This is a genomic window from Pseudomonas schmalbachii (assembly GCF_017589465.1).
Taxonomy (GTDB): domain Bacteria; phylum Pseudomonadota; class Gammaproteobacteria; order Pseudomonadales; family Pseudomonadaceae; genus Pseudomonas; species Pseudomonas schmalbachii.
This window is the reverse complement of the sequence record NZ_JAELYA010000001.1, coordinates 663463-686710: the sequence shown is the minus strand read 5'-3', so window position 1 is coordinate 686710 and position 23248 is coordinate 663463. Positions and strand designations below refer to the sequence as shown.

At 63.4% G+C, this 23248-nt stretch carries 38 protein-coding genes and 1 tRNA gene; 7 read left to right on the top strand and 32 right to left on the bottom strand.

What is annotated here, in order from left to right:
* The 4 genes from lolA (at window position 1) to cysG (ending at window position 4824) form a co-directional block, all read left to right on the top strand.
* On the top strand, window positions 1-627 hold the full coding sequence (gene lolA, locus JFY56_RS03005) for an outer membrane lipoprotein chaperone LolA (RefSeq protein ID WP_208311981.1): 627 nt from the start codon (window positions 1-3) through the stop codon (window positions 625-627).
* A 22-nt stretch (window positions 628-649) separates the two neighbouring features.
* Complete coding sequence (locus tag JFY56_RS03000) at window positions 650-1975, top strand: replication-associated recombination protein A (protein ID WP_208311980.1); 1326 nt, start codon at window positions 650-652, stop codon at window positions 1973-1975.
* A gap of 184 nt (window positions 1976-2159) precedes the next feature.
* Window positions 2160-3440, top strand: coding sequence for a serine--tRNA ligase (gene serS, locus JFY56_RS02995; protein WP_208311979.1), 1281 nt, complete (start codon window positions 2160-2162; stop codon window positions 3438-3440).
* A gap of 1 nt (window position 3441) precedes the next feature.
* Window positions 3442-4824 carry a siroheme synthase CysG gene (gene cysG / locus JFY56_RS02990; protein ID WP_208311978.1) on the top strand — a complete coding sequence of 461 codons (1383 nt, stop codon included), beginning with the start codon at window positions 3442-3444 and terminating at the stop codon, window positions 4822-4824.
* A 107-nt stretch (window positions 4825-4931) separates the two neighbouring features.
* Here the strand turns inward: cysG and JFY56_RS02985 are convergent, their stop codons facing one another.
* The 7 genes from JFY56_RS02985 to JFY56_RS02955 all read right to left on the bottom strand — a co-directional run bounded on the left by JFY56_RS02985 (window position 4932) and on the right by JFY56_RS02955 (window position 9181).
* A complete protein-coding gene (locus JFY56_RS02985; RefSeq protein WP_208311977.1) occupies window positions 4932-5933 on the bottom strand; it encodes a glutathione S-transferase family protein in 1002 nt (333 codons plus the stop codon).
* An 87-nt stretch (window positions 5934-6020) separates the two neighbouring features.
* Complete coding sequence (locus tag JFY56_RS02980; protein ID WP_208311976.1) at window positions 6021-7019, bottom strand: glycosyl transferase family protein; 999 nt, start codon at window positions 7017-7019, stop codon at window positions 6021-6023.
* A complete protein-coding gene (locus JFY56_RS02975; protein WP_208311975.1) occupies window positions 7016-7351 on the bottom strand; it encodes a TusE/DsrC/DsvC family sulfur relay protein in 336 nt (111 codons plus the stop codon). Before JFY56_RS02975 ends, JFY56_RS02980 begins: the two co-directional genes overlap by 4 nt.
* Complete coding sequence (tusB, locus tag JFY56_RS02970; RefSeq protein WP_208312501.1) at window positions 7348-7653, bottom strand: sulfurtransferase complex subunit TusB; 306 nt, start codon at window positions 7651-7653, stop codon at window positions 7348-7350. Before tusB ends, JFY56_RS02975 begins: the two co-directional genes overlap by 4 nt.
* On the bottom strand, window positions 7650-8009 hold the full coding sequence (gene tusC, locus JFY56_RS02965) for a sulfurtransferase complex subunit TusC (RefSeq protein ID WP_208311974.1): 360 nt from the start codon (window positions 8007-8009) through the stop codon (window positions 7650-7652). Before tusC ends, tusB begins: the two co-directional genes overlap by 4 nt.
* On the bottom strand, window positions 8009-8401 hold the full coding sequence (tusD, locus tag JFY56_RS02960) for a sulfurtransferase complex subunit TusD (RefSeq protein ID WP_208311973.1): 393 nt from the start codon (window positions 8399-8401) through the stop codon (window positions 8009-8011). The genes tusC and tusD overlap by 1 nt, the downstream gene beginning before the upstream one ends.
* Before the next feature lie 114 nt (window positions 8402-8515).
* Complete coding sequence (locus tag JFY56_RS02955; RefSeq protein ID WP_208311972.1) at window positions 8516-9181, bottom strand: Bax inhibitor-1/YccA family protein; 666 nt, start codon at window positions 9179-9181, stop codon at window positions 8516-8518.
* 130 nt (window positions 9182-9311) lie between these two features.
* Between JFY56_RS02955 and JFY56_RS02950 the strand changes: the two genes are divergently transcribed.
* Window positions 9312-9399, top strand: a tRNA-Ser gene (locus JFY56_RS02950).
* Window positions 9400-9520: 121 nt separating this feature from the next.
* Here JFY56_RS02950 and JFY56_RS02945 read toward each other — a convergent pair.
* The 22 genes from JFY56_RS02945 to JFY56_RS02840 form a co-directional block, all read right to left on the bottom strand.
* Window positions 9521-10570: a tyrosine-type recombinase/integrase gene (locus tag JFY56_RS02945; protein ID WP_208311971.1), complete on the bottom strand. Its 1050-nt coding sequence runs from the start codon at window positions 10568-10570 to the stop codon at window positions 9521-9523.
* Window positions 10571-10813, bottom strand: coding sequence for a DUF4224 domain-containing protein (locus JFY56_RS02940; RefSeq protein WP_208311970.1), 243 nt, complete (start codon window positions 10811-10813; stop codon window positions 10571-10573).
* A 150-nt stretch (window positions 10814-10963) separates the two neighbouring features.
* Window positions 10964-11380 (bottom strand): hypothetical protein, encoded by a 417-nt coding sequence (locus JFY56_RS02935; RefSeq protein ID WP_208311969.1) that lies wholly within the window; start codon window positions 11378-11380, stop codon window positions 10964-10966.
* Between the two features lie 250 nt (window positions 11381-11630).
* On the bottom strand, window positions 11631-11933 hold the full coding sequence (locus JFY56_RS02930; protein WP_208311968.1) for a hypothetical protein: 303 nt from the start codon (window positions 11931-11933) through the stop codon (window positions 11631-11633).
* 210 nt (window positions 11934-12143) lie between these two features.
* The gene (locus JFY56_RS02925; protein WP_208311967.1) at window positions 12144-13016 is read right to left on the bottom strand and encodes a hypothetical protein; all 873 of its coding nucleotides are present in this window, start codon (window positions 13014-13016) and stop codon (window positions 12144-12146) included.
* Window positions 13013-13210, bottom strand: coding sequence for a hypothetical protein (locus JFY56_RS02920; RefSeq protein WP_208311966.1), 198 nt, complete (start codon window positions 13208-13210; stop codon window positions 13013-13015). Before JFY56_RS02920 ends, JFY56_RS02925 begins: the two co-directional genes overlap by 4 nt.
* An 85-nt stretch (window positions 13211-13295) precedes the next feature.
* Entirely contained in the window at window positions 13296-13562 is a 267-nt protein-coding gene (locus JFY56_RS02915) for a hypothetical protein (protein WP_208311965.1), read from the bottom strand.
* Window positions 13559-13942: a DUF7694 domain-containing protein gene (locus JFY56_RS02910; RefSeq protein ID WP_208311964.1), complete on the bottom strand. Its 384-nt coding sequence runs from the start codon at window positions 13940-13942 to the stop codon at window positions 13559-13561. The genes JFY56_RS02915 and JFY56_RS02910 overlap by 4 nt, the downstream gene beginning before the upstream one ends.
* Entirely contained in the window at window positions 13939-14295 is a 357-nt protein-coding gene (locus JFY56_RS02905; protein WP_208311963.1) for a DUF7673 family protein, read from the bottom strand. The genes JFY56_RS02910 and JFY56_RS02905 overlap by 4 nt, the downstream gene beginning before the upstream one ends.
* 128 nt (window positions 14296-14423) lie before the next feature.
* Window positions 14424-14624 carry a hypothetical protein gene (locus tag JFY56_RS02900; protein ID WP_208311962.1) on the bottom strand — a complete coding sequence of 67 codons (201 nt, stop codon included), beginning with the start codon at window positions 14622-14624 and terminating at the stop codon, window positions 14424-14426.
* Between the two features lies 1 nt (window position 14625).
* Entirely contained in the window at window positions 14626-14874 is a 249-nt protein-coding gene (locus tag JFY56_RS02895) for a hypothetical protein (protein ID WP_208311961.1), read from the bottom strand.
* Window positions 14846-15598 (bottom strand): HNH endonuclease signature motif containing protein, encoded by a 753-nt coding sequence (locus tag JFY56_RS02890; protein WP_236032405.1) that lies wholly within the window; start codon window positions 15596-15598, stop codon window positions 14846-14848. Before JFY56_RS02890 ends, JFY56_RS02895 begins: the two co-directional genes overlap by 29 nt.
* A 10-nt stretch (window positions 15599-15608) precedes the next feature.
* Window positions 15609-15854, bottom strand: a complete 246-nt coding sequence (locus tag JFY56_RS02885; RefSeq protein WP_208311960.1) for a hypothetical protein — start codon at window positions 15852-15854, stop codon at window positions 15609-15611.
* A complete protein-coding gene (locus JFY56_RS02880; protein WP_236032404.1) occupies window positions 15854-16042 on the bottom strand; it encodes a YlcI/YnfO family protein in 189 nt (62 codons plus the stop codon). Before JFY56_RS02880 ends, JFY56_RS02885 begins: the two co-directional genes overlap by 1 nt.
* 74 nt (window positions 16043-16116) lie before the next feature.
* The gene (locus JFY56_RS02875; protein WP_208311959.1) at window positions 16117-16332 is read right to left on the bottom strand and encodes a hypothetical protein; all 216 of its coding nucleotides are present in this window, start codon (window positions 16330-16332) and stop codon (window positions 16117-16119) included.
* Window positions 16316-17041 (bottom strand): 3'-5' exonuclease, encoded by a 726-nt coding sequence (locus tag JFY56_RS02870; protein ID WP_208311958.1) that lies wholly within the window; start codon window positions 17039-17041, stop codon window positions 16316-16318. Before JFY56_RS02870 ends, JFY56_RS02875 begins: the two co-directional genes overlap by 17 nt.
* A 22-nt stretch (window positions 17042-17063) precedes the next feature.
* Complete coding sequence (locus JFY56_RS02865) at window positions 17064-17684, bottom strand: DUF3164 family protein (RefSeq protein ID WP_208311957.1); 621 nt, start codon at window positions 17682-17684, stop codon at window positions 17064-17066.
* On the bottom strand, window positions 17681-17905 hold the full coding sequence (locus JFY56_RS02860; RefSeq protein ID WP_208311956.1) for a hypothetical protein: 225 nt from the start codon (window positions 17903-17905) through the stop codon (window positions 17681-17683). Before JFY56_RS02860 ends, JFY56_RS02865 begins: the two co-directional genes overlap by 4 nt.
* Window positions 17902-18144 carry a hypothetical protein gene (locus JFY56_RS02855; protein ID WP_208311955.1) on the bottom strand — a complete coding sequence of 81 codons (243 nt, stop codon included), beginning with the start codon at window positions 18142-18144 and terminating at the stop codon, window positions 17902-17904. Before JFY56_RS02855 ends, JFY56_RS02860 begins: the two co-directional genes overlap by 4 nt.
* A 465-nt stretch (window positions 18145-18609) precedes the next feature.
* Window positions 18610-18852, bottom strand: coding sequence for a hypothetical protein (locus JFY56_RS02850; protein ID WP_208311954.1), 243 nt, complete (start codon window positions 18850-18852; stop codon window positions 18610-18612).
* Complete coding sequence (locus JFY56_RS02845) at window positions 18849-19049, bottom strand: carbon storage regulator (protein ID WP_208311953.1); 201 nt, start codon at window positions 19047-19049, stop codon at window positions 18849-18851. Before JFY56_RS02845 ends, JFY56_RS02850 begins: the two co-directional genes overlap by 4 nt.
* Window positions 19050-19071: 22 nt before the next feature.
* The gene (locus JFY56_RS02840) at window positions 19072-19341 is read right to left on the bottom strand and encodes a hypothetical protein (protein WP_208311952.1); all 270 of its coding nucleotides are present in this window, start codon (window positions 19339-19341) and stop codon (window positions 19072-19074) included.
* Between the two features lie 689 nt (window positions 19342-20030).
* On the opposite strand from JFY56_RS02840, the gene JFY56_RS02835 reads away from it, so the two are divergent.
* Together JFY56_RS02835 and JFY56_RS02830 are read left to right on the top strand one after the other, a co-directional pair.
* Window positions 20031-20315, top strand: coding sequence for a hypothetical protein (locus JFY56_RS02835; protein WP_208311951.1), 285 nt, complete (start codon window positions 20031-20033; stop codon window positions 20313-20315).
* A gap of 2 nt (window positions 20316-20317) precedes the next feature.
* Window positions 20318-20731: a type II toxin-antitoxin system PemK/MazF family toxin gene (locus JFY56_RS02830; protein WP_208311950.1), complete on the top strand. Its 414-nt coding sequence runs from the start codon at window positions 20318-20320 to the stop codon at window positions 20729-20731.
* A gap of 71 nt (window positions 20732-20802) precedes the next feature.
* Here the strand turns inward: JFY56_RS02830 and JFY56_RS02825 are convergent, their stop codons facing one another.
* The 3 genes from JFY56_RS02825 to JFY56_RS02815 are packed head-to-tail and all read right to left on the bottom strand — an operon-like array spanning window position 20803 to window position 23091.
* Complete coding sequence (locus tag JFY56_RS02825; RefSeq protein WP_208311949.1) at window positions 20803-21711, bottom strand: hypothetical protein; 909 nt, start codon at window positions 21709-21711, stop codon at window positions 20803-20805.
* Entirely contained in the window at window positions 21708-22550 is an 843-nt protein-coding gene (locus JFY56_RS02820; RefSeq protein WP_208311948.1) for a hypothetical protein, read from the bottom strand. The genes JFY56_RS02825 and JFY56_RS02820 overlap by 4 nt, the downstream gene beginning before the upstream one ends.
* Window positions 22522-23091, bottom strand: a complete 570-nt coding sequence (locus JFY56_RS02815; RefSeq protein ID WP_236032403.1) for a helix-turn-helix domain-containing protein — start codon at window positions 23089-23091, stop codon at window positions 22522-22524. Before JFY56_RS02815 ends, JFY56_RS02820 begins: the two co-directional genes overlap by 29 nt.
* Window positions 23092-23248 lie beyond the last annotated feature (157 nt).

Sequence of the window (23248 nt, the reverse complement as noted above, 5' to 3'; positions counted from 1 at the left end):
ATGCGACTGATCCGCATGCTGCTGATTGCCGCCCTCACCTTTGCTGGCGTACAGGCCCACGCCGACGATGCCGTTGCCGCGCAGCGCCTGAGCGAACTGCTGAGCAAGGCCCAGACCATGACCGCACGCTTCTCCCAGCTGACCCTGGACGGCAGCGGCACCCGCCTGCAGGAAACCGCCGGCCAGCTCAGCCTGAAGCGCCCCGGCCTGTTCCGCTGGCACACCGATGCACCGCAGGAGCAACTGCTGATCTCCAATGGCGAGAAGGTCTGGCTGTTCGACCCGGACCTGGAGCAGGTGACCATCCAGAAACTCGACCAGCGCCTGACCCAGACTCCGGCGCTGCTGCTTTCCGGCGATACCTCGAAAATCCACGAAAGCTTCGATATCACCCGCAAGGAAGGCGGCAACGTGGTGGACTTCATCCTCAAGCCGAAGGACAAGGACACCCTGTTCGACAACCTGCGGATTTCCTTCCGCAACGGCGTGATCAACGACATGCAGCTGATCGACAGCGTCGGCCAGCGCACCAATATCCTGTTCTTCGACGTGAAGATGAACCAGGCGATCGACGCCAACCAGTTCGTCTTCGAAGTGCCGAAGGGCGTCGACGTCATCCAGGAATGACGGGCTGTCTGTAGGTACTGATGTGGACCTGTTCAGCTCCGAACCCGTAGCCCAGCCCCTGGCCGCGCGCCTGCGCCCGGCCAACCTGGACGAGTACGTCGGCCAGGAGCACCTGCTGGCCCGCGGCAAGCCGCTGCGCGAGGCGCTGGAGCAGGGCGCGCTGCACTCGATGATCTTCTGGGGACCGCCGGGCGTCGGCAAGACCACCCTGGCGCGCCTGCTGGCGAAGGTCTCGGATGCGCACTTCGAGACCATTTCCGCGGTGCTTTCCGGGGTCAAGGAAATCCGCCAGGCCGTCGAGGTGGCCAAGCAGCACGCTGCCCAGTACGGTCGCCGCACCATCCTGTTCGTCGATGAAGTGCACCGCTTCAACAAGAGCCAGCAGGACGCCTTCCTTCCCTATGTGGAAGACGGCACGCTGATCTTCATCGGCGCCACCACCGAGAACCCCTCCTTCGAGCTGAACAATGCGCTGCTCTCGCGGGCCCGCGTCTATGTGCTGAAGAGCCTGGACGAAGAGGCGCTGCGCAAGCTGGTCCAGCGCGCATTGAACGAGGACAAGGGGCTCGGCAAACGCAAGCTGAGCCTGCCGGAAGAAAGCTTCCGGATTCTCCTGGCCGCCGCCGACGGCGATGGCCGGCGCCTGCTCAACCTGCTGGAGAATGCCGCCGACCTCGCCGAGGACGGCACGGCGATCAGTCCCGAGCTGCTGCAGAACCTGCTGGGCGACAGCCGCCGGCGTTTCGACAAGGGCGGCGAGGCCTTCTACGACCAGATAAGCGCCCTGCACAAGTCGGTGCGTGGCTCCAACCCGGACGGCGCGCTCTACTGGTTCGCGCGCATGCTCGACGGCGGCTGCGACCCGCTGTACATCGCCCGCCGCGTGGTGCGCATGGCCAGCGAGGACATCGGCAACGCCGACCCGCGCGCCCTGACCCTGTGCCTCTCGGCGTGGGACGTGCAGGAGCGGCTGGGCAGTCCGGAAGGCGAGCTGGCGGTGGCCCAGGCCATCGTCTACCTCGCCTGTGCGCCGAAGAGCAACGCCGTCTACATGGGTTTCAAGGCGGCGATGCGCGATGCCGCGGAAAACGGTTCGCTGGAAGTGCCGCTGCACCTGCGCAACGCGCCGACCAAGCTGATGAAGAATCTCGGCTACGGCGAGGAATACCGCTACGCCCATGACGAGCCGGATGCCTACGCCGCGGGAGAGGACTATTTCCCCGAGGCTTTGGAGCCGCGCCAGTACTACCAGCCGGTACCGCGTGGCCTGGAGTTGAAGATCGGCGAAAAGCTCAGGCACCTCGCTGCCCTGGATCGTGCCAGCCCCCGAAAACGCAGAAAACGCTGATCGCCTGTCCATGATTCGTCGCGCATCGGCCATTCTGTGGTGGTAACAGGCTCGGAATGCGCAGCCGCCAGATGTAAACTCCGCTTTTTCGCCTGTTTCGTCCCGCTGGCTCTGGTCTGCGGGATCATGGACCGGCCCTGTGCGGCAACAGATGCCGCCCTCACTAGAGATACGAGAACAGACCATGCTCGATTCCAAACTGGTACGTACCCAACTGCAGGAAGTGGCGGAGCGCCTGGCCACCCGCGGCTACACCCTGGACGTGGCGCGCTTCGAGGCGCTGGAAAACCAGCGCAAGTCCGTGCAGACCCGTACCGAGCAGCTGCAGGCCGAGCGCAACGCGCGCTCCAAGGCGATCGGCCAGGCCAAGCAGCGCGGCGAGGACATCGCTCCGCTGATGGCCGACGTGAACCGCATGGGCGACGAGCTGGAGGCCGGCAAGCGCGAGCTGGAAGCCATCCAGGCAGAACTGGACAACCTGCTGCTGAACATCCCCAACCTGCCGCACGAGTCCGTACCGGTCGGTGAGGACGAGGACCATAACGTCGAAGTGCGCCGCTGGGGCACCCCGAAGGCCTTCGACTTCGCCGTTCAGGACCATGTGGCCCTCGGCGAGAAGTACGGCTGGCTGGACTTCGAGACCGCCGCGCGCCTGTCCGGCGCCCGCTTCGCCCTGATGCGCGGGCCGATTGCCCGTCTGCACCGCGCCCTGGCGCAGTTCATGATCGACCTGCACACCCGCGAGCACGGCTACGAGGAAGCCTACACGCCTTACCTGGTCCAGGCCCCGGCGCTGCAGGGCACCGGCCAGTTGCCGAAATTCGAGGAAGACCTGTTCAAGATCGGCCGCGAGAGCGATCCCGACCTTTACCTGATCCCGACCGCCGAAGTGTCGCTGACCAACATCGTCGCCGGGCAGATCCTCGACGCCAAGCAACTGCCGCTGAAGTTCGTCGCCCATACCCCGTGCTTCCGCAGCGAGGCGGGCGCTTCCGGCCGCGACACCCGCGGGATGATCCGCCAGCACCAGTTCGACAAGGTCGAGATGGTGCAGATCGTCGAGCCGGCGAAGTCCTTCGAGGCGCTGGAAGGCCTGGTCGGCAATGCCGAAAGGGTCCTGCAGTTGCTCGAACTGCCTTACCGCACGATCGTGCTGTGCACTGGCGACATGGGCTTCGGCGCGACCAAGACCTACGACATCGAGGTGTGGGTGCCGAGCCAGGACAAGTACCGCGAGATTTCCTCCTGCTCCAACTGCGGCGACTTCCAGGCGCGCCGCATGCAGGCGCGCTTCCGCAACCCGGAAACCGGCAAGCCGGAGCTGCTGCACACCCTCAACGGTTCCGGCCTGGCGGTCGGCCGTACCCTGGTGGCGGTGCTGGAGAATTACCAGCAGGCCGACGGCTCCATTCGCGTACCGGAAGTGCTCAAGCCCTACATGGCCGGCATCGAGGTGATCGGCTGAGATGGACTACCTGCCGCTGTTCCATAACCTGCGCGGTCGCCGGGCCCTTCTGGTCGGCGGCGGCGAGGTCGCACTGCGCAAGGCGCGCCTGCTCAACGACGCCGGTGCGCTGCTGCGCGTAGTCGCTCCGGAGGTTCATCCGGAGCTGCGCGAACTGGTGGAGCAGGGGCAGGGCGAGCTGTGCGAGCGTGGCTATACCGAGGGCGATCTGGTCGATTGCATGCTGGTAATCGCCGCAACCGACGACGAGCCGCTCAACGCCCGGGTTTCGCGCGATGCCCATGCGCGGGGCGTGCCGGTCAATGTGGTCGACGCTCCGGCGCTATGCAGCGTGATCTTCCCGGCCATCGTCGACCGTTCCCCGCTGATCGTGGCGGTTTCCAGCGGCGGCGATGCGCCGGTGCTGGCGCGGCTGCTGCGGGCCAAGCTGGAAACCTGGATTCCGGCGACCTACGGCCAGCTCGCCGGGCTGGCCAGTCGCTTCCGCGATGCGGTGAAGCAGCGTCTGCCCGAATTGCAGCAGCGGCGGATCTTCTGGGAGGACGTATTCCAGGGGCCGATTGCCGAGCGCGTGCTTTCCGGTCGCCCGGCAGAGGCCGAGCGGCTGCTGAGTGAAAAACTCGAAGCCGGGCAGGCCGAGGCACGTGGCGAGGTCTATCTGGTCGGCGCTGGGCCGGGCGATCCGGACCTGCTGACCTTCCGTGCCCTGCGCCTGATGCAGCAGGCCGACGTGGTGCTCTACGACCGCCTGGTGGCGCCGGCGATCCTCGACCTGTGCCGGCGCGATGCCGACCGCCTGTATGTCGGCAAGCGCCGTGCCGATCACTCCGTGCCGCAGGATGAAATCAACCGGCTGCTGGTGGAGCTGGCTTCCCAGGGCAAGCGCGTGCTGCGCCTGAAGGGCGGCGATCCGTTCATCTTCGGTCGTGGCGGCGAGGAAATCGACGAACTGGCGGCCAACGGCATCCCGTTCCAGGTGGTGCCGGGCATCACTGCGGCCAGCGGTTGCGCGGCTTATGCCGGGATTCCGCTGACTCACCGCGACTATGCGCAGTCGGTGCGCTTCGTGACCGGGCACCTGAAGGATGGCACCTCCGACCTGCCCTGGGCGGATCTGGTCGCGCCGGGACAGACCCTGGTGTTCTACATGGGGCTGGTGGGCCTGCCGGTGATCTGCGAACAGCTGATCCGCCACGGCCGCGCGGCGGAAACGCCGGCGGCACTGGTACAGCAAGGCACCACGGTGCACCAGCGGGTATTCACCGGCACCCTGGCGAACCTGCCGCAACTGGTGGCCGAGCATGAGGTGCATGCGCCGACGCTGGTGATCGTCGGCGAAGTGGTTCAACTGCGCGACAAGCTGGCCTGGTTCGAGGGGCAGTGATCAAAGCCGTGACGCTTGCCGGAAACAGCGTAGGTTGGCGCTGAGCTTGCGAAGCCCAACGGTGCAGAGTCCGACAGATGTTGGGCTTCACTGCGTTCAGCGCCAACCTACGGGTTGACTGCCATGCCCTTGCCCGGCAGATGCTCCCGACCATGCGGCAAACCGAAGTCCTGCTGCGGGCCGAGCGGGACGATACCGGTCGGGTTGATGGCGCGGTGGCTGCCGTAGTAGTGGTTCTTGATGTGCTGGAAGTTCACCGTTCCGGCCACGCCTGGCCACTGGTATAGCTCGCGCAGCCAGCCGGAGAGGTTGGGGTAATCGGCCATGCGGCGCAGGTTGCACTTGAAGTGCCCGTGGTAGACCGCATCGAAGCGAACCAGCGTGGTGAACAGGCGCCAGTCGGCTTCGGTCAGGTATTCGCCAGCCAGATAGCGATGGGTGGCGAGATGGGCTTCCAGGCAGTCCAGTTCCTCGAACAGCGCTGTGAAAGCTTCCTCGTAGGCCGCCTGGGAAGTGGCGAAGCCGGCGCGATAGACGCCGTTGTTCACCGCCGGGTAGATGCGCGCGTTGAGGGCGTCGATTTCCTCCCGTAACCCCTGTGGGTAGAGGTCCAGGCGGTTGCCGGTGAGGTCGTCGAATGCCGAATTGAACATGCGGATGATTTCCGCCGATTCGTTGCTGACGATGCGCTTCTGCTGCTTGTCCCACAGCACCGGCACGGTCACCCGGCCGCTGTAGTGCGGATCGTCGATGGTGTAGCGCTGGTGGAGGAAGTCCAGGCCGTCGAGCGCATCGCCGGTGGAGCCGAGCTCGCGGTCGAAGGTCCAGCCGTTTTCCAGCATCAGCCAGCTCACCACGGACACGTCGATCAGCTTCTCCAGGCCTTTCAACTGGCGGAAGATCAGCGTGCGGTGGGCCCACGGGCAGGCCAGGGAAACATAGAGATGGTAGCGGCCGGCCTCGGCGCGGAAGCCGCCTTCGCCGCTCGGGCCAGGGCTGCCGTCGGCAGTGATCCAGTTGCGGCGCTGGGCGTTCTCGCGCTGGAAGCGGCCATCCTTGCCGGTGTCGTACCACTGGTCATGCCAGCGTCCATCGATCAGTTGTCCCATGTTCCGGCTCCGAAAAGACTGGGTTGGAACCAGTCTATTCGGCTTCTGCTCGATCGATTAGCGCAAAAACATGACCTGAAGAATCGATCAGATCGATTTGTCGCGCGAATCCCAGCGCCGACGGGCCTCGGCGAAGGCTTCGTCGCGCGGCAGGCCGAGTCCGCGCAGTGCCAGGGCGATGGTGGAGAGCACGGCTAGCTCGCCGTAACTGTCGTCCCGTTCGCCACGCCAGGTCGCGAGGAGGGCGGATGGCTCCAGCTTCTCCGGTTTGACGTGGCGCTGGGCGGAAAGCGCCGGCCATTCCTCGTCCCAGCTCGCGCCGCCTTCGCAACCATAAAGGTGCGCGGGGCTGTCCGGGTTGATCTCTACTTCGCCGCCTTCGCCCTTGATCACGATGGCGCGATCGCCGAGCAGACGGCTGCCTTCGCGATGCACTTCCTGGTAGCCGGGGTGGAAGATGCTCTGCAGGATGCAGGTGGCGCCCAGCGGATTGAGCAGGCGTACCGCCGAGTGGATCGGCGAGCGCAGGCCGAGGGTGTTGCGCAGGTCGATCATCCGCTGCAGGCGCGGCATCCAGTCCACCAGCGGGGCGAAGGCCAGGCCGTGTTCATCCAGGGCCTTGCCCACGCTTGGCCAGTCGCGGCACAGCGGGATATTCAGGGTGTCGAGCAGTTGCTCGCTGTACATGCGCCCGGCGGTATGCGCGCCGCCGCCGTGCAGGAGGATGCGCGTGCCGCTGCCGGCCAGGCATTTGGTGGCCAGCAGGTACCAGGGCAGGTGGCGCTTCTTGCCGGCGTAGGTCGGCCAGTCGATATCGACGGCGATGCCCGGTGCCTGCAGGCGGCTGCGCACCGCCTCGGCGAAGCCGGCCAGTTCCTCCGCGCTTTCCTCCTTGTGCCGCAGGAGCATGAGGAAGGCGCCGAGCTGGGTTTCCTCGATCTGGCCGTCGAGGATCATGCCCAGCGCTTCGCGGGCTTCGTCGCGGGTCATGCTGCGTGCGCCGCGCTTGCCCTTGCCGAGGATGCGGACGAACTGGGCGAAGGGGTGTTCGGCGGGGGGCTGGAGTACGAGCGGGCTGGGCGTCATAGGCAGTTGGTCGGTTTCGGCAGGCCGGCGAGCTTGGCGGCGAGCTTGGCCGGGGTGCCCTTGAACAGGAGGTTGAGGTGCAGGCTGTTGCCCTTTTCCGCGCCCAGGCGCTGGGCGACGTACTTGATCAGCGGGCGGTTGGCCGGCGACAGCTGGAACTCGCCATAGAACTCGCGCAGCAGCAGGAGGATTTCCCAATGCGCCGGCGTCAGGCTGAGCCCTTCGTTGTGCGCAAGGGCCTCGGCGACCGCGTCGGACCAGTCGTCCAGGTATTGCAGGTAGCCGTCCTTGTCGAGGGCGATATGCTGCCCGTTCACCAGTAGCGAGTTCATAGCCAGGCGTTGACCTTGTCGAAGCGGGTGCAGAGTTCGACGAAACCGGGGTAGTCCAGCGCCACGACCCGCGCCGGCACGTCGTCGAGGCCGCGTGCCTGGAGGTCTTCGAGCAGGGCGAACAGCGCATTGCCGGCGGGCATCAGCTCCAGCGCCTGGCACGGTGCGGTGCCGGCGCGCAGGGCATGCACGGCCTCGCCGCTGAGCAGCACGCCATCGTCCGGGCCGAGTAGGTGTAGGCAACTGGCGAGACGGCCGTCGTTGAACGGGGAGTGCGAGAGCAGGTGAAGAGTGGCCATCAGAGGGTGATTACCTGGTCGTAGCGTTGAATCAGGTCGCGCAATGCCGCGTCGTCGAGGACCTGTGCCGGGAGCTTCAGGCCATCCGTGACCAATCCGCGTTCGGTGAGGCTGCGGGCGGCCACGTAGAGTTCGTCGATGCCGAACAGCGGCAGGGCCTGCAGATTGGCTTGCAGGTCCTTCTGCTCGATGCTGGCGGGGCGCTGGCCGGGAGCCAGCTGGAACACGCCGTCGTCGAGGAACAGCAGGCCGATGGGCAGTTCGAAGGCGCCGCCGGCAAGGGCGATATCCAGCGCCTCGCGGGCGCTCGGGCCGGACCAGGGCGCCTGGCGGCTGACAATAAGCAGGGACTTGGCCATCAGTTGCCTCCGAAGCAGACCAGCCGGTCCGCCTGTTGCGTCGCTTCGTGCAATTGGCCGAGTCCGGACAGCTCCCAGGGCGCCTGCAAGTTGGCCGCCGGACGGCTGTAGCGGGTGGCTTCCTCTTCGTTCAGCACGCCACGGCGCAGGGCGGCGGCGATGCAGACCACGCCGTCCAACTGGTTGTCGCAGACGAAGCGGGTCCAGGCGGCGGCGACGTCCAGTTCGTCCTGGCTCGCCACCGCGTTGCTCGAAGCGCTGTGCACGCCTTCCTGATAGAAGAACAGGCGGACGATCTCATGGCCGCCAGCCAGCACCGCTTCGGCGAAGCGCAGGGCGCGGCGGGCGGCGGGCGAGTGGGGCGGCGCGAACAGGGCGATGGCGAATTTCATGGGCGGGCTTTGGCGGAGGATTTTCGCAGGATGATACGGCGAGCCGGAGCATTTTGCTGCGCCGAAAAAGAAAAAGCCCGTCGAAACGGGCTTTTCCGGAGTGCCTGGGAACTATCAGTCGTCGCTGCCCATGATGCCGAAGATCTGCAGCAGGCTGAGGAACAGGTTGTAGATCGACACGTACAGGCTGATCGTCGCCATGATGTAGTTGCGCTCGCCGCCGTGGATGATCGCGCTGGTCTGGAACAGGATCATCGCCGAGGAGAACAGCACGAAAGCGGCGCTGATCGCCAGTTGCAGGCCGCTGATCTGGAAGAACATCGACACCAGCACCGCGCCCAGCAGGACGAAGAAGCCGGCAGTGATGAACCCGGACAGGAAGCTCATGTCCTTGCGGGTGGTCAGCACATAGGCGGACAGGCCGAAGAACACCAGGGCGGTCATGAAGAACGCCGAGGAGATCACGCTGGCGCCGTTGGCCATGCCCAGGTAAATGTTCAGGATCGGGCCGAGGGTGTAGCCCATGAAGCCGGTCAGGGCGAAGGTGCTGAGCAGACCCCAGCCGCTGTTGCGCAGTTTAATCGTCAGGAAGAACAGGCCGTAGAAGCCGATCAGCACGACGAGGAAACCCGGGTAGGGCAGGCGCAGTTGTTGCGATACGTAAGCCACGATGCCGCTGAAGGCGAGGGTGATGGCCAGCAGTCCATAGGTATTGCGCAGGACCCCGCTGACCTCCTTCTGTTCCACCGCTGTGGCGTTGAGATATTGGCGTTCTTGCATGGTTAGCACTCCTGTTACTGGAAACGAGTCCATGACGATAGTAGCCGCATCATAACAAAGGCCCGGCCGCGGCCAACGAGCAGAGTTTGACAGTGTGTTGCGATCCGGTACTATTGCGCCCCGCAAATAGGGAAGTGTGGCCGAGTGGTTTAAGGCAGCGGTCTTGAAAACCGCCGGGTGTAACAGCCCCCAGAGTTCGAATCTCTGCGCTTCCGCCATATCCAAGGCCCTGATTTGTCAGGGCCTTTGCCATTCTAGCCCAGCGGTATGCGGGCGCTCTGAACGAGGCAAAAAGAGCCCGAGTTCCGAAATAAAACGGAACGAGTTCCGAAACTCGGCCTATTTCGCCGGCTTCGCGATGGCTCCCAGGCGTCGATAAACCCGCTCCGTGATCTCCTCTTCGGTGTGGCCGAGCAACCGGCTGGCATCCTTCACGTCGGTGATTTCCGAGGCCGCCTTCGGCCGGATATCCCGGAACTGGAACTGACCGATCCTGAGTGCAAGGTGGGCATCGCCATCCTCGAGCGCCGCCGCCTTGGCCTTGTCCCTCGCAGCCTCCCAGCGGTCCCGTAGCATCACTTGCGACACACGGAGACCCCGCTCATTCACGATGAGGAAGGGGCTCGTGAACTGCCGATTCCGCGCTGCGATCTGTTTCAGCAGCGTGCCCAGGCTGTTCTCCTGCTCATCGCTGCGCAGCATGATCCGCAGTTTCTTGCTGGTTTTCCCCTGCTGGACCAGCAGGAAATCCCCCTCGATATCGTCCTTGCGCATCCTGAGTACATCCGCCGGACGCTGACCGGTCAAGTACGCCAGATCCATGGCGTCCTTCAGTTCGGGCACGGCCTTCCGATAGACGGCATTCCAGACCACATCATTGGCGTAGTAGTCCCGCGGTGCCTCCTTGTTCTTGCGTACGCCCTGGCAGGGATTTTCCTTGACCGTCAGGCCCCACTCCCGCGCCATGTTGAACACGTGGGACAGCGTGGCGATCTCGCGATTCGCCCGCACTTTGGCGCTCCGCGCGTCGCGATACCGGGCGATCATCGCCGGGGTGATCGCATCGATCGGCGCTTCGTCGAAGAGCGGGCGCAGCTGGCGCAGCTCCGCCAGATTGTCCCGTTGGGTGCGCGGGGCCTTCTTCGGTATTACATCCCGTACGTACCGATCGAAGATCGAGCGCATGATGCGTAGGTCCAGAGGCTTCTCTTTGGCCTCCAGCTCGGCCCATTTCAGGCGCGCCAGATCGAGGTCGGTGCCCAGCGGGATCTCCTTCCCGCTGGTGTCTTGGTAGTAATACCCAACCCAGACCTTCCCGTTCTTCCGAATGCGCCTGCGGCGATACATGTTGGGCGGGAGATCTCGGTTTTCCTTCTTGCGGGGACGCATTCAATTCACTCGTGAGAAATCCGGTGACCAGGTTGGAGTTGGTAGCGGAGGGGGTTGGTGTACCGTGATATCGGGCTGCAGGCCGAGCTTCATGCGGGCATAAAGCCGGCCGACCAGGGGGCGCTTGCCGCGGCTTTCTACGTAGTACCAGTGGTGGCTGTCCAGCCAGCGGCGCTGCCAGGCCCTGGCGGTGTAGCCGGTGATCTCGGCGAGTTCCTCGTCGGAAAGGATTTCGCTCTCCATGGGGCAATACCTCATCGCGCCGGCCAGGGTCGGCGGTGTGTGGAAGGGAAGGGGAAGTCGTAGAAGCGGAGATTCGAGCCGAGGTCAGCTCGGCCAGGCGTCATCCAGCGCGATGCAGGCGCTCGCGCACGTCGGGATCTTCGATATCGGTCATCGGCTATCTCCAGGGCTTGCTTGCGGTAGCTGCATGAGCTGCCTGGCCAGTTGTTCGCATTCATGGACGCAGTACGGCAGGTCGCGGTGAACGGAATCGCTTGTCCGGATGCCATTGTCGAAACGCCGCCCGAACTCGCTGTCAGGCGCCGGCAGATCCCATGCATGCGCACAGTCATAGCCAAGCCACCAGAGCCCAGTGCCGCTCACCGGATAATCCTTCCCGGCGGCATAGGTCAGGCCACCATGCACTTCGATCTCGGCGAGCGTCGCCTCGCAGTAATCCAGTCGGTAGCAGGAATGGTCTGGAGCTACGCCGACGTAGCCACAGCGATGCCCCATGTCCTGCATGTAGATCACCACCGCCCGAAGCCCGACGTTGGTGATCCAATCCTTTTCCACGATGAAACTCATGTTTCCTCCCGATAGATAACGGGCACGGGATATTCTCCCGAGCGGGTGATGGATGGGGGTGGTTGGAATTGACAGTGCCCAGCAGCGATCGCTAGCCGGACGTTTGCTCGGTGGGTGCGGCGAAGAGACGAGGAGCGGGGAGGGAGATGGCGGCCAGCGGCTCGTCCGTGAGCCATGGATGAAAGGGACCACTTTGCCGGCCGCCGTGGTGCAATTGTCTCCATGCCGCGCGCCGCCTCAATCACCTGCGCTACGGCTCGGACGTTTCGCCGGCGGCGCCGGATGGTTCCTGCTGGAGGAGGGCGCGGAGCTCGTCGCGAATGGCGTCGTGCTCGCTGAAGTCGAGGCCCATGGCGTCTTCGGCCAAAGCAATGGCACGAATTACAAGATCGCGCGGCACCAGCACCTGGTCGGCGGGGATGGCGTAGAGCTTGGTGCCGTAGGGCATGACCTGGATGTCGGCGACAACCTCAAGCCAGCGCTCTCCGAATGCTTCTGGATCGCCGTAGCGCGATCGCACGATAGCGGCCGGCTTCAGTTGTTGCTCAGGCATGGCCATCTCCCGCTACCGGCCAGCCAATCGGCAGCCCGTTTTCCTGCGCAAGGTGCTTCGGTATCTCGTCCTGCATGCACATCGGGCGAGTGCTGATGTTCCCGCAGGTCGGGCAGCCTGGCTTTCCGCCCCAACAGACGGGGTGGATTCGCTGGAATCCGCTGCTGCAACGATTAGCAGCAGTGTCGAACTGGCTGCATGGTGTCGTCTTCATGCGCCACCATCCTTCGCCGGCTGAGGCGCGGCGGCGAGTACTGCCGCCCATTGGCTTTTAACGGTGAAAGCGTGGATGTATCCGTCTTCTGTTAGGCCGTCTGGCGCGATCATTGCCTCCTTCATTTCCTTAGTCAGTTCTGTCGGCACCAGCTTCCACCCTTCTGGCACGGCCTGCTGCGCCGGAGCGACTGGCTGGATGTGCGCTTCGGCGATCCTAAGCAAATCATCGACATGGACACGGACGACATGCTCACTGTCCGCAGGCTCGGCTAACTCACATACGTCACGAACAATCATTGCGGCAGCGCCGAAACGCGGGTCTACCGGCTCCTGTCCCTTCTGCTCGGCCAGTTGCGCGGCGAGGGCGTCGCGTTCATCTCCAAGCCGTTCGACCTTCTCGGCCAACCCGGTATTAGCCGAGTGCAGGAACTCTCTGTATGCCTGCTCCCGCGCAATCTCCGCCCGCAGCGCCGCGACGACGCGCTCGTGCTGGGTGACAGCCGCGTTCCATCCAGTGATTTCGGCGCACTCCAGGGAAAACTCGGATGCATCCGGGTAGATGGTACGGCTCGGGTACTCGCGGCGCTCCAGCGCAGGCACCGGGTGGTGGGTTGCAGCGAGGGCGCCGCGTTCTTTCTCCACGCTGAGAATCGTTGCTTCGTATTGGTCCGCCGCCTGCTTGCGCTTGTCGCGCAGCCGCGCGACCTCGGCCAGTACCGCGCCGAGGATTCGTTCATGCTGCTCGACGGTCATCAGTGCATCCCAGCCAACCCGGGCTATGTGGCTGAAGTCGCCGTGCTGGCCGTCGCGGTAGCCGGCCACCTCCACTAGCTCCTGGTCGCAGCGGGTGTTCACTTCTTCGCTCATGGTATGCGCTCCCAAACGTCGCGGTTCTGCAGTTCCTGGCTGGTGGCGTTGCGCCGGCGGCCGCCGACGTCCTCCAGCTGCACGACGGAACCGATGAAGGCCACGGCTGCCCAGCGCTGGCCGGTGGGCTTGTGCAGGTAGCGTTCCTGGTGCTGCTGGCGGAACTCGTCGGCAGATTCGTGCAGGTCGGTCATGGCCTACGCCTCCAGGCATAAGGAATGGGTTCGGGCTGCAGCCAGAGGTGGCGCATGTTGGCCACGATGTAGATATCCACGGCTTTCAACTTTTCGGGCTATAGCCGGCATAGCCCTTCGGCGGCAAAATCAGCCGGAGAGCGTCATCACCGTTGGCCTGTCGCTCGCGAAGGTACATTTCCACCAGCGCGCCTTCTTTCAGTCGCTCGGCAAACGCGACGATCTCATGCAGTTGCTCCAGGGTGGCTTCACCCATGTTGTGCGCCAGGCCGATCGAGTCAGCATCCAGCTCCTGAACAGCTTGCTCCAGGTGCCAGCTCAAGTCGTATTGCTCAGTTCCGGTCGACTTCATGGGATCTCCTCGATGCGTTTCGGTCCGACCATCCACGACGGCGGCAGAGGGATAGCGCAGCCGATCGGCCGCCACAGGTGCAGGCAATGCGGGTGGAAATTGACGTAGTCGGACTTCGGCGGGTGCAACTGCATCACCGCGTCTTCGGGATCCCAGAACAGCGCCTTCACCGCGCACATGATTTCCCAGTCGGGCGTCTGGTGCGGGCGGGAGACCGAGACGTGCTCCCAGCCCTCACCCTCGCCAGCGATCACATTGACGAAGAACTCATGCCGGCCGCGACGCAGTTTGACGCGGAAGTAGCCGTTGTTGCCGAAGCTCGCGTCGGAGCCAAGTCTGCCCTCGGTCACGCGGTATTTCTCGGGGGCATGGAAGGTCATGTCGGCTCCCTTGGCGCCCATAGGATCACCAGTTCGGCCCAGATAGCCTGGCCATCGGCGACGCGGCCATGCACTTCGACCTCGGGTTGGAAATCCATCTGCAGCACCTGCAGGCAGTCGTCGAACAACGCCAGGTCAAGGCGACGCAGGTCGGTCAGATCGAAGGGGTAGTCCTGGCCGTTGTACAGGCCGAGCAGGAAGCGGCCGATTACGCCACCCTGGCCGGTTGGGCGAAGGGCGACGGGAATCAACCTGCGGAGCGCATCCGTGCCGGCGCTCACAATGGCTGGGCGTCGGTCGAGATAGGTCAGGGCCTCACTCAGGGCGTGAGGAATGCAGTCAGAAGGGGGCATGGGGAGTCCTCGCCGTGGCGTGATCGGTTGAGCTTGATAGGAAAAAGGTGTCTATTGCGGGGGTTCCGCCCTCCCTGCCGGTGCGTCGGACAGGGAGGGCTGGCGGGGAGGGCGAGGACCCTGCCAGCCTACTGGCTGGCTCTCTCCAACTGGCGCATGCGCCGTTCGATGGCCTGACGCACCGACTTCTGCAGGCCGCCCAGGGCGAGCGCGCGGTGGCAGGTGTCGAGGTCGAACGAGGCGACGCGCTGGATCCGGTCGTCCGCGGTCATGCAGTAGAAGTGGTGGCCGTGGAAGGTGCCGCTGTAGAAGGGATGGTCCTGGCTCATGTCAGCTCCCACCGCCGGCGGAGCGCAGGTGAGCCGGTGCCGGCAGTGCTGGCGCCGGTTCGATGAAGCCGGTTCCCGGGGCGCCGGTGACCTCGAGGAACTTCACCTCGACCTTGGCCGACTCGATCAGTTGCTGGCTGACCTGCGCGACCGCTTTGGCGCGCTCGATGTCGAGCGGCTTGTCCGGATCGAGCAAGCCTTCGATGGTGGCGAAGAGGTGGTTACGCAGATCCTCGATCTTGTTCTTCATGTTCTTTCTCCCGGATGGTGCGCTTGAGCTTGCCGGCCGCGCGGATAGCGTCCTTCAGCTCGGGCGGGTAGCGGTGGATGGAGTTGCGCTGCATGTTCTCCGCGCGGCTGATCAACACCAGGTTCTCCGGGGCGAAGTTGCGGCGGTTGCCGTCGCGGAAGGCGACCATATGGCCGGCCGGTACCGGCCCGTGCTGTTCTTCCCAGAGGATCATGTGCACCGACTTCCAGCGCCGCTGCGGCGGCCCGTCGTCGCGGATCTTCCGCTGCAGGATGCCGTCGTCGGTAACCCGCTCGTAGCCGATGGGCTTGAGCAGCTGCGCCGCGCGGCCGTTCACCTGGCCGGGCTTGAAGCGGGTGGCGGGGGCGCGGCCGCCGGCCTGGTAGCTGATGCCGGCATTCCAGGTCTTGTGGCCCTTCTGGAAGCGAGTGCCCTTGCCGAGCTCGGCGCCGGGGCGGATGCGACCGGCGAAGGGGCTGGCAAGGAAGGCTTCGCTGCGGCGCAGGCCGAGCTTGTTGGCCTTGGCGTAGATCTTCTGGTCGGTGCGGCCGAAGCGCTCCACCAGCTGGTACATCGGCGTGTCCGGGTAGAGGGCGACCAGCTGCTCGACTTCCACCTCAGACCAGGGTTGCCGTGGCCGGCGCGTGGGTGGGGAGGTCGCATCCTGGTGGTGTGCTCGTGCCTTGTCCAGGGCGGCCTGGGCGATCGATGACAGCATGCTCATGTCTACCTCGTTATTCCGCCGCCTCCGTCAGCCACTCGACCGTGCCGTTGATGTGTTCCTCGAACCGGTCCAGTGCCGCCAACAGCTCGTCCTGAGCGGTTTCGACGCTGCCGTCGATATCCGTCCAAGGCTCTGCCAGCTTCTCCATCGCCGTGCGGATGCTCTTCAGTGAGCGCTTGGTGCGTGCTGCCAGCACTTTCGGTTTTACGCCGATCGCCTGGGCGCGCGATTCGATCATTGGAAATTGGCGGGCCATCAGATTGGCTCCTGCGCGTTCAAGGCCCGCTCCAGGGCGTCGAGCAGCAGCCGTTGGCGGGTACCGCCAGCGAGCTTCTCTTCGATCGCCTGGACGATGAAGGCGTTCATGCTCATGTGCCCGGCAGCAGCTATCGCATCCACCTGATCGCGCATGCCATCGGGTAGCCGGATGATGAACTTGTCCAAGTTGCGGGAATCCTGCTTGGGTGACTTCGATCGGTGCTTTTCCAGCGCTGTACTGGCGACGACTGAAAGGCTTGTCACAGCTTGCGTTCCTCTTCCCGCAGTTCGTGGATTCCCTCCAGCACCCTGGCCAGCGGACCCAGGTAGTCGCCCACCACTGCCATCAGCAGCAGCTCCCGGCCGTTGTTCAGAGAGATGTGGATCGTGTCCCACTGGTCATCGTCGAGGCGCTCGGCCTCCTCGATCACGTCGACGAGGGTGCGGTGGTAGTCGCGGTCATTCAGCAAGGGCATGAGGCCTCCGGGCGCGTAATGCCTGCAGCAGGTAAGGATCCAGATCGGATTGCTGAGTCAGCTCGCTGACGTAGTCGTCGGGCAAGTCGGCGATCGATGTGCCACGGTGCACGCCGTAGGGCATGACGCTCGGCACTCGGGCTTGTTCGCTGATTTGCCAGAGCTCGTCCCAGGTGGTCGGGTGTACCCCGAGCGACGTGCCCAGCACCTCGAGTAGGCGGGTGAGCAGCAGCAGGCAGTTCTCTGCATCGTCCAGTGCCGCATGGGCGCTCTTCAGCCGCGTGCGGATATAGCGGCGGTTCCCGGAGAAAAGGTGGTAGAGCATTGCCGACTGGGTGTGGCTGTCGAGCTGCGGGAACAGCGTGCGGCTCAGCGCCAGGGTGCAGATCCGCCGCACATTCGGTTGACCAGCCATGCGCCAGTCGAAATCGACGTGGTGCCCGACCAGGTAGGTGATGTCGGGCGGCAGGCTGAACTCGCTGGAAGGGCGGCAGAATTCCAGGTCCTCCGGGACGATGTGATGGGTAGCCATGGCGCCGAGGGCAATTGGCACGCTGGGACGGAACAGCTCGCGATGATGCCGGTACACGGCCGGCTCCTCGGAATTCAACTCCATCGGGTCGTCGGGGAGGATGATCCAGCCCGCCTCGATGATCTCGTCGTGAGGGCCAATGCCAGTGGTTTCAGTGTCGAATACGATCGCAGTCATGGGATATCCAGGGGATGCCGGGTCAAACCGCGGCGAGGTCGAGGGGGATGGCCTTGTATTGGTCGGTGTTGCCGATGCGTTCGTAGACCCGCACATACACCGCCGTTCCGGTCACCAAAATGGAATCCTTCACCGCCTGCATGGCCTTCCGCCAGCGGTCGTCGTCAATCTCCAGACGGAGTAGGTCGAGCACGTCCTGGGTTCTGATCTGGCCCTGCTTGCTCGGGCTGAACACGCGCTGAACCACCGCCTTGAGGTGGCCGTTGGCGCCTGCGCTCCAGGCGTTGACGCAGTCCAGGACCAGCTTCTTGGCCACCTCCATCTCCTCGGTGAAGGCGATGCGGTCGGCGTATTGGCGCACGATCTTGTACTGGCCGTCGTAACTGATGATCGACACGTTGCCCTTTGTGCCGCCCATCTTCGCGCCGTAGTGCTTGCCGGAGTCGGTCACCAGTTTGGCGATGTCAGCCAGGGACTCCTTCTTGAATGCGGTCAGCGCGGCGTTCAGCTTGATCGCCTTGATGGCCCACTTGCGGGCGACCCGATCGCGCGCCAGGTCCTGTTTACGCACCTCGGATTCCGGCACCAGGTGGTTCATGGCGTTCTTCAGGTAGCCCTTCGGGATAGACGGCTTGTCGCTCATGAGGCGTCCTCCCAGTAGAGGGTCGCGGGGTCTTCGATGCAGGGCAGGGCGGCCGGCAGCGGCCGCTCGTAGCGCAGGACGATCAGCCCGTCGCAGATCAGGATGCGGTCGGGCTGGCCGAGCTGGCGCCGGCGGGCGAGGTCGCAGGCCTGGCGGATCGAGCGGCCGGCGACTTCCTCGACCGGCGCGAAGTGGTCGGGAATGGAAGGGCAGCTGATCATGGTTCGCACCCCTGGATCAGGGTGAGATGGCGCTGGTGGCGCAGCTCGTTGCGGCGATCGCGGACGGCTTCGATCAGCGACCGGGTCAGGACGATCTCCTGCAGGTCGCCGAGCAGTCCGAGGGCGTAGGCCATGCGGATCATGCCGACCCCCGGGTTGATGCTCGGCCAGTCCGCACGACGCTGGCATTCGACTTCATCGCGGATGACCTGCACCGCGATTTCGGCACGACATTGCATGAGTCACCTCCAGGCATGGGTAGGCACCGGATTTCGGCTGCCCTGGTGCGATGAGTTTCCACAGAGGAGGGTCGGTCCAGCCGTGGGCACCAGGGCATGCGAAAACCGGCGAGGGAGGGGAAAGGTGCCCGGCCGGAGCGGGCCGGGCGAGGAACGTCCAACACTGCCAAGGATGCGGGCAGGGAAGTACCCGCATCGGGGAGTGATCGACGGAACAGGCGGGTGAGTAGTCCGCTTTTCGGGAGCGACCCTAGGCCAGCCGATCACTCTCCGATGCAGCCTGCCACTGGCCGGCAGGTGCCTCGGGCCGGTTACTCGCGTCCGGCGTCAGCGCCCGCAGGGCTGACAGGTGGCGGCTATACCGACCGGGAGCGTCGCCGCTCCACTCCCGGCCCGCTGGCGTTGCACGGCAGGTGCACTGTCTGGCTGGCCTGCGCGCGACTGTCTCGCCAGCGCTACGGGGTTCTATGGCCTGCCGTACTGCCTGCGGTACTCGCAATGCTCCGGGCAGTTGGCGACCAGCCCCATCATGTCCAGCATCTGCCGTTCCCAGGCACCTGGCCGGCGGGAGCCGTCGGCAATCGAGGCCAAGACGAAGGCAACCAGCTGCTCGACCGTCTGCATGGGATTCGGTGCGCCGTGCTTGGCATGCAGCTCGACGATGTACTCGAGCTCTTTCAGCACTTCAGGGTGGATATCGACGTTCATGGCTGGCGGCCTTCTGCGGCTTTCTTGGGAATGCCGGCCTGGATCCGCTGGTAGATCTCCTCGCGGTGCACCGGCAGATCCGCTGGCGCCTGGATGCCGACCTTGACGTGATAGCCGCTGTCCACCCGCACGATGGTGGTGACGATGTCGTCACCGATGCGGATGGTCTGGCCGGGGTTGCGATTGAGCACGAGCATGGGCAGTTCCTTCCTGTTGTTTTCAGTGTCGGCCGGGCAGCATGGAAAACGGGCTTGCCATCTGGCCCTCGCGGGCAATCTCCAGCGCCTTGGCTTCATCCAGCATGTTCAGGGCGTCCCTGGCCATATCCCAACCGAGGGGCATATCGATGAATGTCGCCATACGTACGCGACGGATCAGGTCATCGATCTCGTAGCAGAGCTGGATCTCCGGACCGTGGTCTCCGTCGACTATCTGGGCGAGGACCTGGCCGGTGCCCTCTGAACGGAACAGCTTTGCGAAATCCTTCATCCATTGTTGTCCTCTGGTGGGTGGCATCCCGCTGCCGCCTCGGAGGGAAGCGGCAGAAGTGATGCATTCGGTCTTGCTGGCCAGCGTTACGCGCCACGCTGGCGGGGCGATGACTTGCTCACGCCCGCAGCCCAGCGCACCAGGTCAGCGTTATCGGCGTGCGGCTCGTTGAGCCGGCAGGTTCCAGAGCCTGCATGGGGCGGAATTTATTGCTCGCGCTGTCCAACCCCTCCAGGGCTATGCCGCTGGGCGAGCTGGTCGCATGGCTGCGTCCCGTTGCCGGGGATCCGCCGCGAGGTTCCCGAGTTGTGAAAAGAGCGGTAGCCGCCCCAATGCACCATGGGATGGCGTTGCATTTTTAATCTGCGCATTGCGCAGAATTTATTTCATTATGCATTGGCCTTAATCTGCGTCAAGCGCAGAATATTTTGTAAGATGACTCGCACTCCTCTGAGCTGGAAATTTCAGAGATGTCGAATGATGGAGGGGGGAGGCACGAAAAAGCCCGCGCGAGGTGGGCTTCGGTGACTAGAGCAGAGATCTGCCAGAGGTTTGGCGTTGACCAGACTGGGTGGTGCCACTATCGACTGGTACCACCACTTGATATAAAATAGATATCACCCAATGAAGAAGGATCTGGGTGACGCTCTTTAGAACTGGCAAGGATTGCCCAACGTAGGATGTACCAAATGACCCTCACCGCCGAAAAGCAAACTGAAGGATTCCTTCTGCGGTTACGCAAACAGGATACCCCGACAGGAGTCAGCAACTCGACCATCGAGAAGTTGATGGAAACCACCGGCTTGAGCAAAACAGAACTCGCCCACTTGGCGCTTAGGCAAATGGCTGATCGCTATCTGCCCCGCTATGAACTGGACGACGGCCCATTAACCACAGCGCAATCCAAGGCGATTCGTCGAGCAAGCAAAGCCACTGACATCCCGGAGGAGCGCTTCAATGAGAGACTCTTATAAGAATGACAACCAAGTTCCAACCACTGCCGGCACCAGGCGACATCGTTTGGTGCCAATTTCCTGAGATCATCGGTAAGCCTGGTCCCAAGTCGCGTCCAGCGCTTGTGACCGCCATTTCGGCCAGCGATCATGCGGTCGAGGTGGTATATGGCACCAGCCAGAAAACCAACAGGATCTATCCTGGTGAGTTCGTGATCGACCCGGCTGATCCTGGCTTTTCGGTCTCTGGCCTCGCTGCACGAACCAAATTCGACTTCAACCAGCGCTACAAACTGCCATTCGATTCCGATTGGTTCGCTATCGCTCCTGGTTACTCTGGACAGTTACCCGTTCCGAAGCTTGGAGTTCTACATCCCAGCTATATGCCCGTAGCCAAAAAAGCAGTTGCTTCAATGAAGCCAAAGAAGAAGACCTAGCTGCGACCATTGCTTGGGAAAAACCGGCCTTGTGCCGGTTTTTGCTTTTTGAAGTGCGCTAGAGGCAGGTGTCATGCCGCCCAGGACACGATCTCCTGCCCGAGCTCCGGTACCGAGCTTTCCACGCCGACGTGCACGCCGGCATCGCGCAGCTTCCAGACGCTCTCATCGATGAGGTCGTCGAACTTCGTCAGGCTCTGTTCCGGCAGTCCACTGTTTTCGTCGGGGCGCAGGATGAACATGCCGAAGCGCTCGTTCTCCAAGTGGCGCATGGCGGTGGCCAGGTTGATGGCGCCTTGGAGAATGCGCAGCTCAGCAGTCTGCAGGGTCTTGCAGTTGGCCGAGATGATGGTGCCGGCCGCCTTGCCGGGGCGACGCAGGGGCAGTTCGACCTGGTGCTCCTGCAGGTCGGACTGGTCCGCCGAGCGAACCCGGAAACGCGGATCCGCGGGAATAATGTGCTTGGCCACCATGTGATGGTGCTGGCGCATCCAGGCGAAGACCTCCTCCCTCAGCAGTTCGTTGCTGCTGCCCTGGAAGCGTGGCTTGGGGGCCTTGCTCTCATCGGCAAAGGACACCAGCGAGATCGTCTCGTGGAAGAAGTCATCGAGGATACTGGTCACGCTTTGCCCGGAGGCGTAGGCCAGGTCGCCGAGCACAATCTGCGGACTGATCACCTTGAGCATGACGTCGTGAAACGAAGCGCGGTCGTAATGCGCGGCAGCCAGATCGACGAGGAAGCTCATTTCTTCCAGGTCGATCCGCTCATCGTAGAAACAGGTCAGGCGCACGAGGTCGTCGGTAAAGCGGCTATGGACGGTGCCGTTCGGGTCGACGAAACCCACGCCGATATTGAACTGTTCGCCGGCCAGCAGATCGGGCTGCAGGCGGATATTGAACCACTGCCCCCGGATAGGATTGCGTTCCGGCTCGGAAGCCTTTGCCTTGAGTTTCTGGTACAGCCTTGCCGACGTGCTCATATGAACAATTCCAAGCGTTCCGTGACGCTTCCAGGGGATGCCCGGTGCCGGACGAAGTTCTCGATGGCGGCCGCCTCCGCCATGTCAACGGCGAGCGGCAGCCACGTGAGGAGGGCAGCCATTGCCGGTTCCAGGTTGGCCACCAGGTTCTCATGCGCCTTCACCGTGGCGTGCTTGAACGGCAGATAGGAAGACTCCGGGCTCAACAGGGTATCGAGCGTGTTGACGTACCGTTGCTGCGGATCGAGCTCGGCGGCGATCCAGTTGTCACTGGTCAGGCACAGTCCATGATCGATCAGCACATATTCGCCTTGCTTGACCCGCAGCAGGTTGCCGACGTTGCGATCAACGTTAGCAATCAGGTCGTCCAGCGCAATGATCAGGTTGATCTGCTCGGAGGCGAGCAATTCGCTGCGCAGCTTGGTCAGGCGAGCGCGAAACGCCTCGGTGGCTATCAGCACATCGTTCAGTTCGTAGTAGATCTTGAGCGAGGGCGAGATCATGTCGCGCACCCACCAGCCGACCAGCACACTTCCGGTGGAGGCCCAGGCCGGCAGGCTGGCGAGCTGGTGGCCCTGCAGGGTGATCAGCCCAGCATCCTTCGCGACAGGTGCACCCATAAGGCTGGCCAGTACATGCCCGACCATCTCATTGACGATGCCGCGGTGCTCGCGGCCATTGACCTTATCGGGGTAGAGCTTGACGTAGCAGCGTGCCGGTCGAGGCGATTGGTCGATGTCCAGGAGTGCGATGTGGGTATGGGCCATCTGCCCATCCTGAACCACCGATCCCTTGCTGGCGCCGCGATAGTTATCTTCCGTCAGGAGTTTTAACGGCATCCTTGATCTTCCCTGCAATCCGTTGGTTGGGGCCTGGAGTCTTGGGAGCTTCGTTCTTATTGGCGATACGAGTGGCGACCTGGTCGAGTAGTGCCAGGTCGTCATCGGTCAGGTGACCTTCCGCCGCTGCTTGGGCTATGCGCTGGAGGATCACCCGTGAGCGAGGACTCGCAATTGCTGCAAGTAGGTCGGCACGTTTGGTTACTTCATTTGTGTTTGATGGGTGATTACTGCCGCTTATGACTGCAGCAAGGTCAACGTCCAGAGCCTTCAAAATCCTGTCCAGCAAGGCGCTGCTTACACCTTGTTTTCCAGTTTCCAAGCGCGACAAATTGCCCGTATCCGTTTCAACCAGGAGGGCAAGTTGCTCTAGTGTCATTTCTTTCGCCCTACGGGCGGCTCGTATAGCTGGTCCGATATCCATCCGCCGATGTTGATCTTTCATCTGCGCCGTGCGCAAAGCGCGTGGCGCAGAATTGCCTTGCCTAAAATCTGCGCATTGCGCAGAATTGCGCATGACCGATTCATTCAACGAGGTCAATGCATGAGTCCTCTGAAAGCAGCCAGGATCGCGCGGGGGTGGCGACTAGCTGATGTTGTCGCTCGCTTGCGCCTTTTAGGCGAAGAAACAGATACGGGAAACCTGTCCCGAGTAGAGCGATGCGTACAGAAGCCATCTGTAACGCTTGCTGAGCGGC

What these genes read in the sequence shown, in the direction of transcription:
- JFY56_RS02885 (WP_208311960.1), bottom strand. Translation starts at nt 15,854, where the DNA reads ATGGCCCGCCAATTTCCAATGATCGAATCGCGCGCCCAGGCGATCGGC.
- JFY56_RS02855 (WP_208311955.1), bottom strand. Translation starts at nt 18,144, where the DNA reads ATGCAATGTCGTGCCGAAATCGCGGTGCAGGTCATCCGCGATGAAGTC.
- JFY56_RS02870 (WP_208311958.1), bottom strand. Translation starts at nt 17,041, where the DNA reads ATGACTGCGATCGTATTCGACACTGAAACCACTGGCATTGGCCCTCAC.
- cysG (WP_208311978.1), top strand. Translation starts at nt 3,442, where the DNA reads ATGGACTACCTGCCGCTGTTCCATAACCTGCGCGGTCGCCGGGCCCTT.
- tusD (WP_208311973.1), bottom strand. Translation starts at nt 8,401, where the DNA reads ATGAAATTCGCCATCGCCCTGTTCGCGCCGCCCCACTCGCCCGCCGCC.
- JFY56_RS02830 (WP_208311950.1), top strand. Translation starts at nt 20,318, where the DNA reads ATGACAACCAAGTTCCAACCACTGCCGGCACCAGGCGACATCGTTTGG.
- tusC (WP_208311974.1), bottom strand. Translation starts at nt 8,009, where the DNA reads ATGGCCAAGTCCCTGCTTATTGTCAGCCGCCAGGCGCCCTGGTCCGGC.
- JFY56_RS02930 (WP_208311968.1), bottom strand. Translation starts at nt 11,933, where the DNA reads ATGCCTGAGCAACAACTGAAGCCGGCCGCTATCGTGCGATCGCGCTAC.
- JFY56_RS02985 (WP_208311977.1), bottom strand. Translation starts at nt 5,933, where the DNA reads ATGGGACAACTGATCGATGGACGCTGGCATGACCAGTGGTACGACACC.
- JFY56_RS02935 (WP_208311969.1), bottom strand. Translation starts at nt 11,380, where the DNA reads ATGAGTTTCATCGTGGAAAAGGATTGGATCACCAACGTCGGGCTTCGG.
- JFY56_RS02860 (WP_208311956.1), bottom strand. Translation starts at nt 17,905, where the DNA reads ATGATCAGCTGCCCTTCCATTCCCGACCACTTCGCGCCGGTCGAGGAA.
- JFY56_RS02975 (WP_208311975.1), bottom strand. Translation starts at nt 7,351, where the DNA reads ATGAACTCGCTACTGGTGAACGGGCAGCATATCGCCCTCGACAAGGAC.
- JFY56_RS02955 (WP_208311972.1), bottom strand. Translation starts at nt 9,181, where the DNA reads ATGCAAGAACGCCAATATCTCAACGCCACAGCGGTGGAACAGAAGGAG.
- JFY56_RS02890 (WP_236032405.1), bottom strand. Translation starts at nt 15,598, where the DNA reads ATGAGCATGCTGTCATCGATCGCCCAGGCCGCCCTGGACAAGGCACGA.
- JFY56_RS02895 (WP_208311961.1), bottom strand. Translation starts at nt 14,874, where the DNA reads ATGAAGAACAAGATCGAGGATCTGCGTAACCACCTCTTCGCCACCATC.
- JFY56_RS02835 (WP_208311951.1), top strand. Translation starts at nt 20,031, where the DNA reads ATGACCCTCACCGCCGAAAAGCAAACTGAAGGATTCCTTCTGCGGTTA.
- JFY56_RS02820 (WP_208311948.1), bottom strand. Translation starts at nt 22,550, where the DNA reads ATGCCGTTAAAACTCCTGACGGAAGATAACTATCGCGGCGCCAGCAAG.
- JFY56_RS02945 (WP_208311971.1), bottom strand. Translation starts at nt 10,570, where the DNA reads ATGCGTCCCCGCAAGAAGGAAAACCGAGATCTCCCGCCCAACATGTAT.
- JFY56_RS02915 (WP_208311965.1), bottom strand. Translation starts at nt 13,562, where the DNA reads ATGAAGTCGACCGGAACTGAGCAATACGACTTGAGCTGGCACCTGGAG.
- JFY56_RS02925 (WP_208311967.1), bottom strand. Translation starts at nt 13,016, where the DNA reads ATGAGCGAAGAAGTGAACACCCGCTGCGACCAGGAGCTAGTGGAGGTG.
- JFY56_RS02920 (WP_208311966.1), bottom strand. Translation starts at nt 13,210, where the DNA reads ATGACCGACCTGCACGAATCTGCCGACGAGTTCCGCCAGCAGCACCAG.
- JFY56_RS02850 (WP_208311954.1), bottom strand. Translation starts at nt 18,852, where the DNA reads ATGAACGTCGATATCCACCCTGAAGTGCTGAAAGAGCTCGAGTACATC.
- JFY56_RS02905 (WP_208311963.1), bottom strand. Translation starts at nt 14,295, where the DNA reads ATGCCCCCTTCTGACTGCATTCCTCACGCCCTGAGTGAGGCCCTGACC.
- JFY56_RS02875 (WP_208311959.1), bottom strand. Translation starts at nt 16,332, where the DNA reads ATGCCCTTGCTGAATGACCGCGACTACCACCGCACCCTCGTCGACGTG.
- JFY56_RS02825 (WP_208311949.1), bottom strand. Translation starts at nt 21,711, where the DNA reads ATGAGCACGTCGGCAAGGCTGTACCAGAAACTCAAGGCAAAGGCTTCC.
- JFY56_RS02900 (WP_208311962.1), bottom strand. Translation starts at nt 14,624, where the DNA reads ATGAGCCAGGACCATCCCTTCTACAGCGGCACCTTCCACGGCCACCAC.
- JFY56_RS02980 (WP_208311976.1), bottom strand. Translation starts at nt 7,019, where the DNA reads ATGACGCCCAGCCCGCTCGTACTCCAGCCCCCCGCCGAACACCCCTTC.
- JFY56_RS02840 (WP_208311952.1), bottom strand. Translation starts at nt 19,341, where the DNA reads ATGAAGGATTTCGCAAAGCTGTTCCGTTCAGAGGGCACCGGCCAGGTC.
- JFY56_RS02940 (WP_208311970.1), bottom strand. Translation starts at nt 10,813, where the DNA reads ATGGAGAGCGAAATCCTTTCCGACGAGGAACTCGCCGAGATCACCGGC.
- JFY56_RS02845 (WP_208311953.1), bottom strand. Translation starts at nt 19,049, where the DNA reads ATGCTCGTGCTCAATCGCAACCCCGGCCAGACCATCCGCATCGGTGAC.
- JFY56_RS02865 (WP_208311957.1), bottom strand. Translation starts at nt 17,684, where the DNA reads ATGAGCGACAAGCCGTCTATCCCGAAGGGCTACCTGAAGAACGCCATG.
- serS (WP_208311979.1), top strand. Translation starts at nt 2,160, where the DNA reads ATGCTCGATTCCAAACTGGTACGTACCCAACTGCAGGAAGTGGCGGAG.
- lolA (WP_208311981.1), top strand. Translation starts at nt 1, where the DNA reads ATGCGACTGATCCGCATGCTGCTGATTGCCGCCCTCACCTTTGCTGGC.
- JFY56_RS02910 (WP_208311964.1), bottom strand. Translation starts at nt 13,942, where the DNA reads ATGACCTTCCATGCCCCCGAGAAATACCGCGTGACCGAGGGCAGACTT.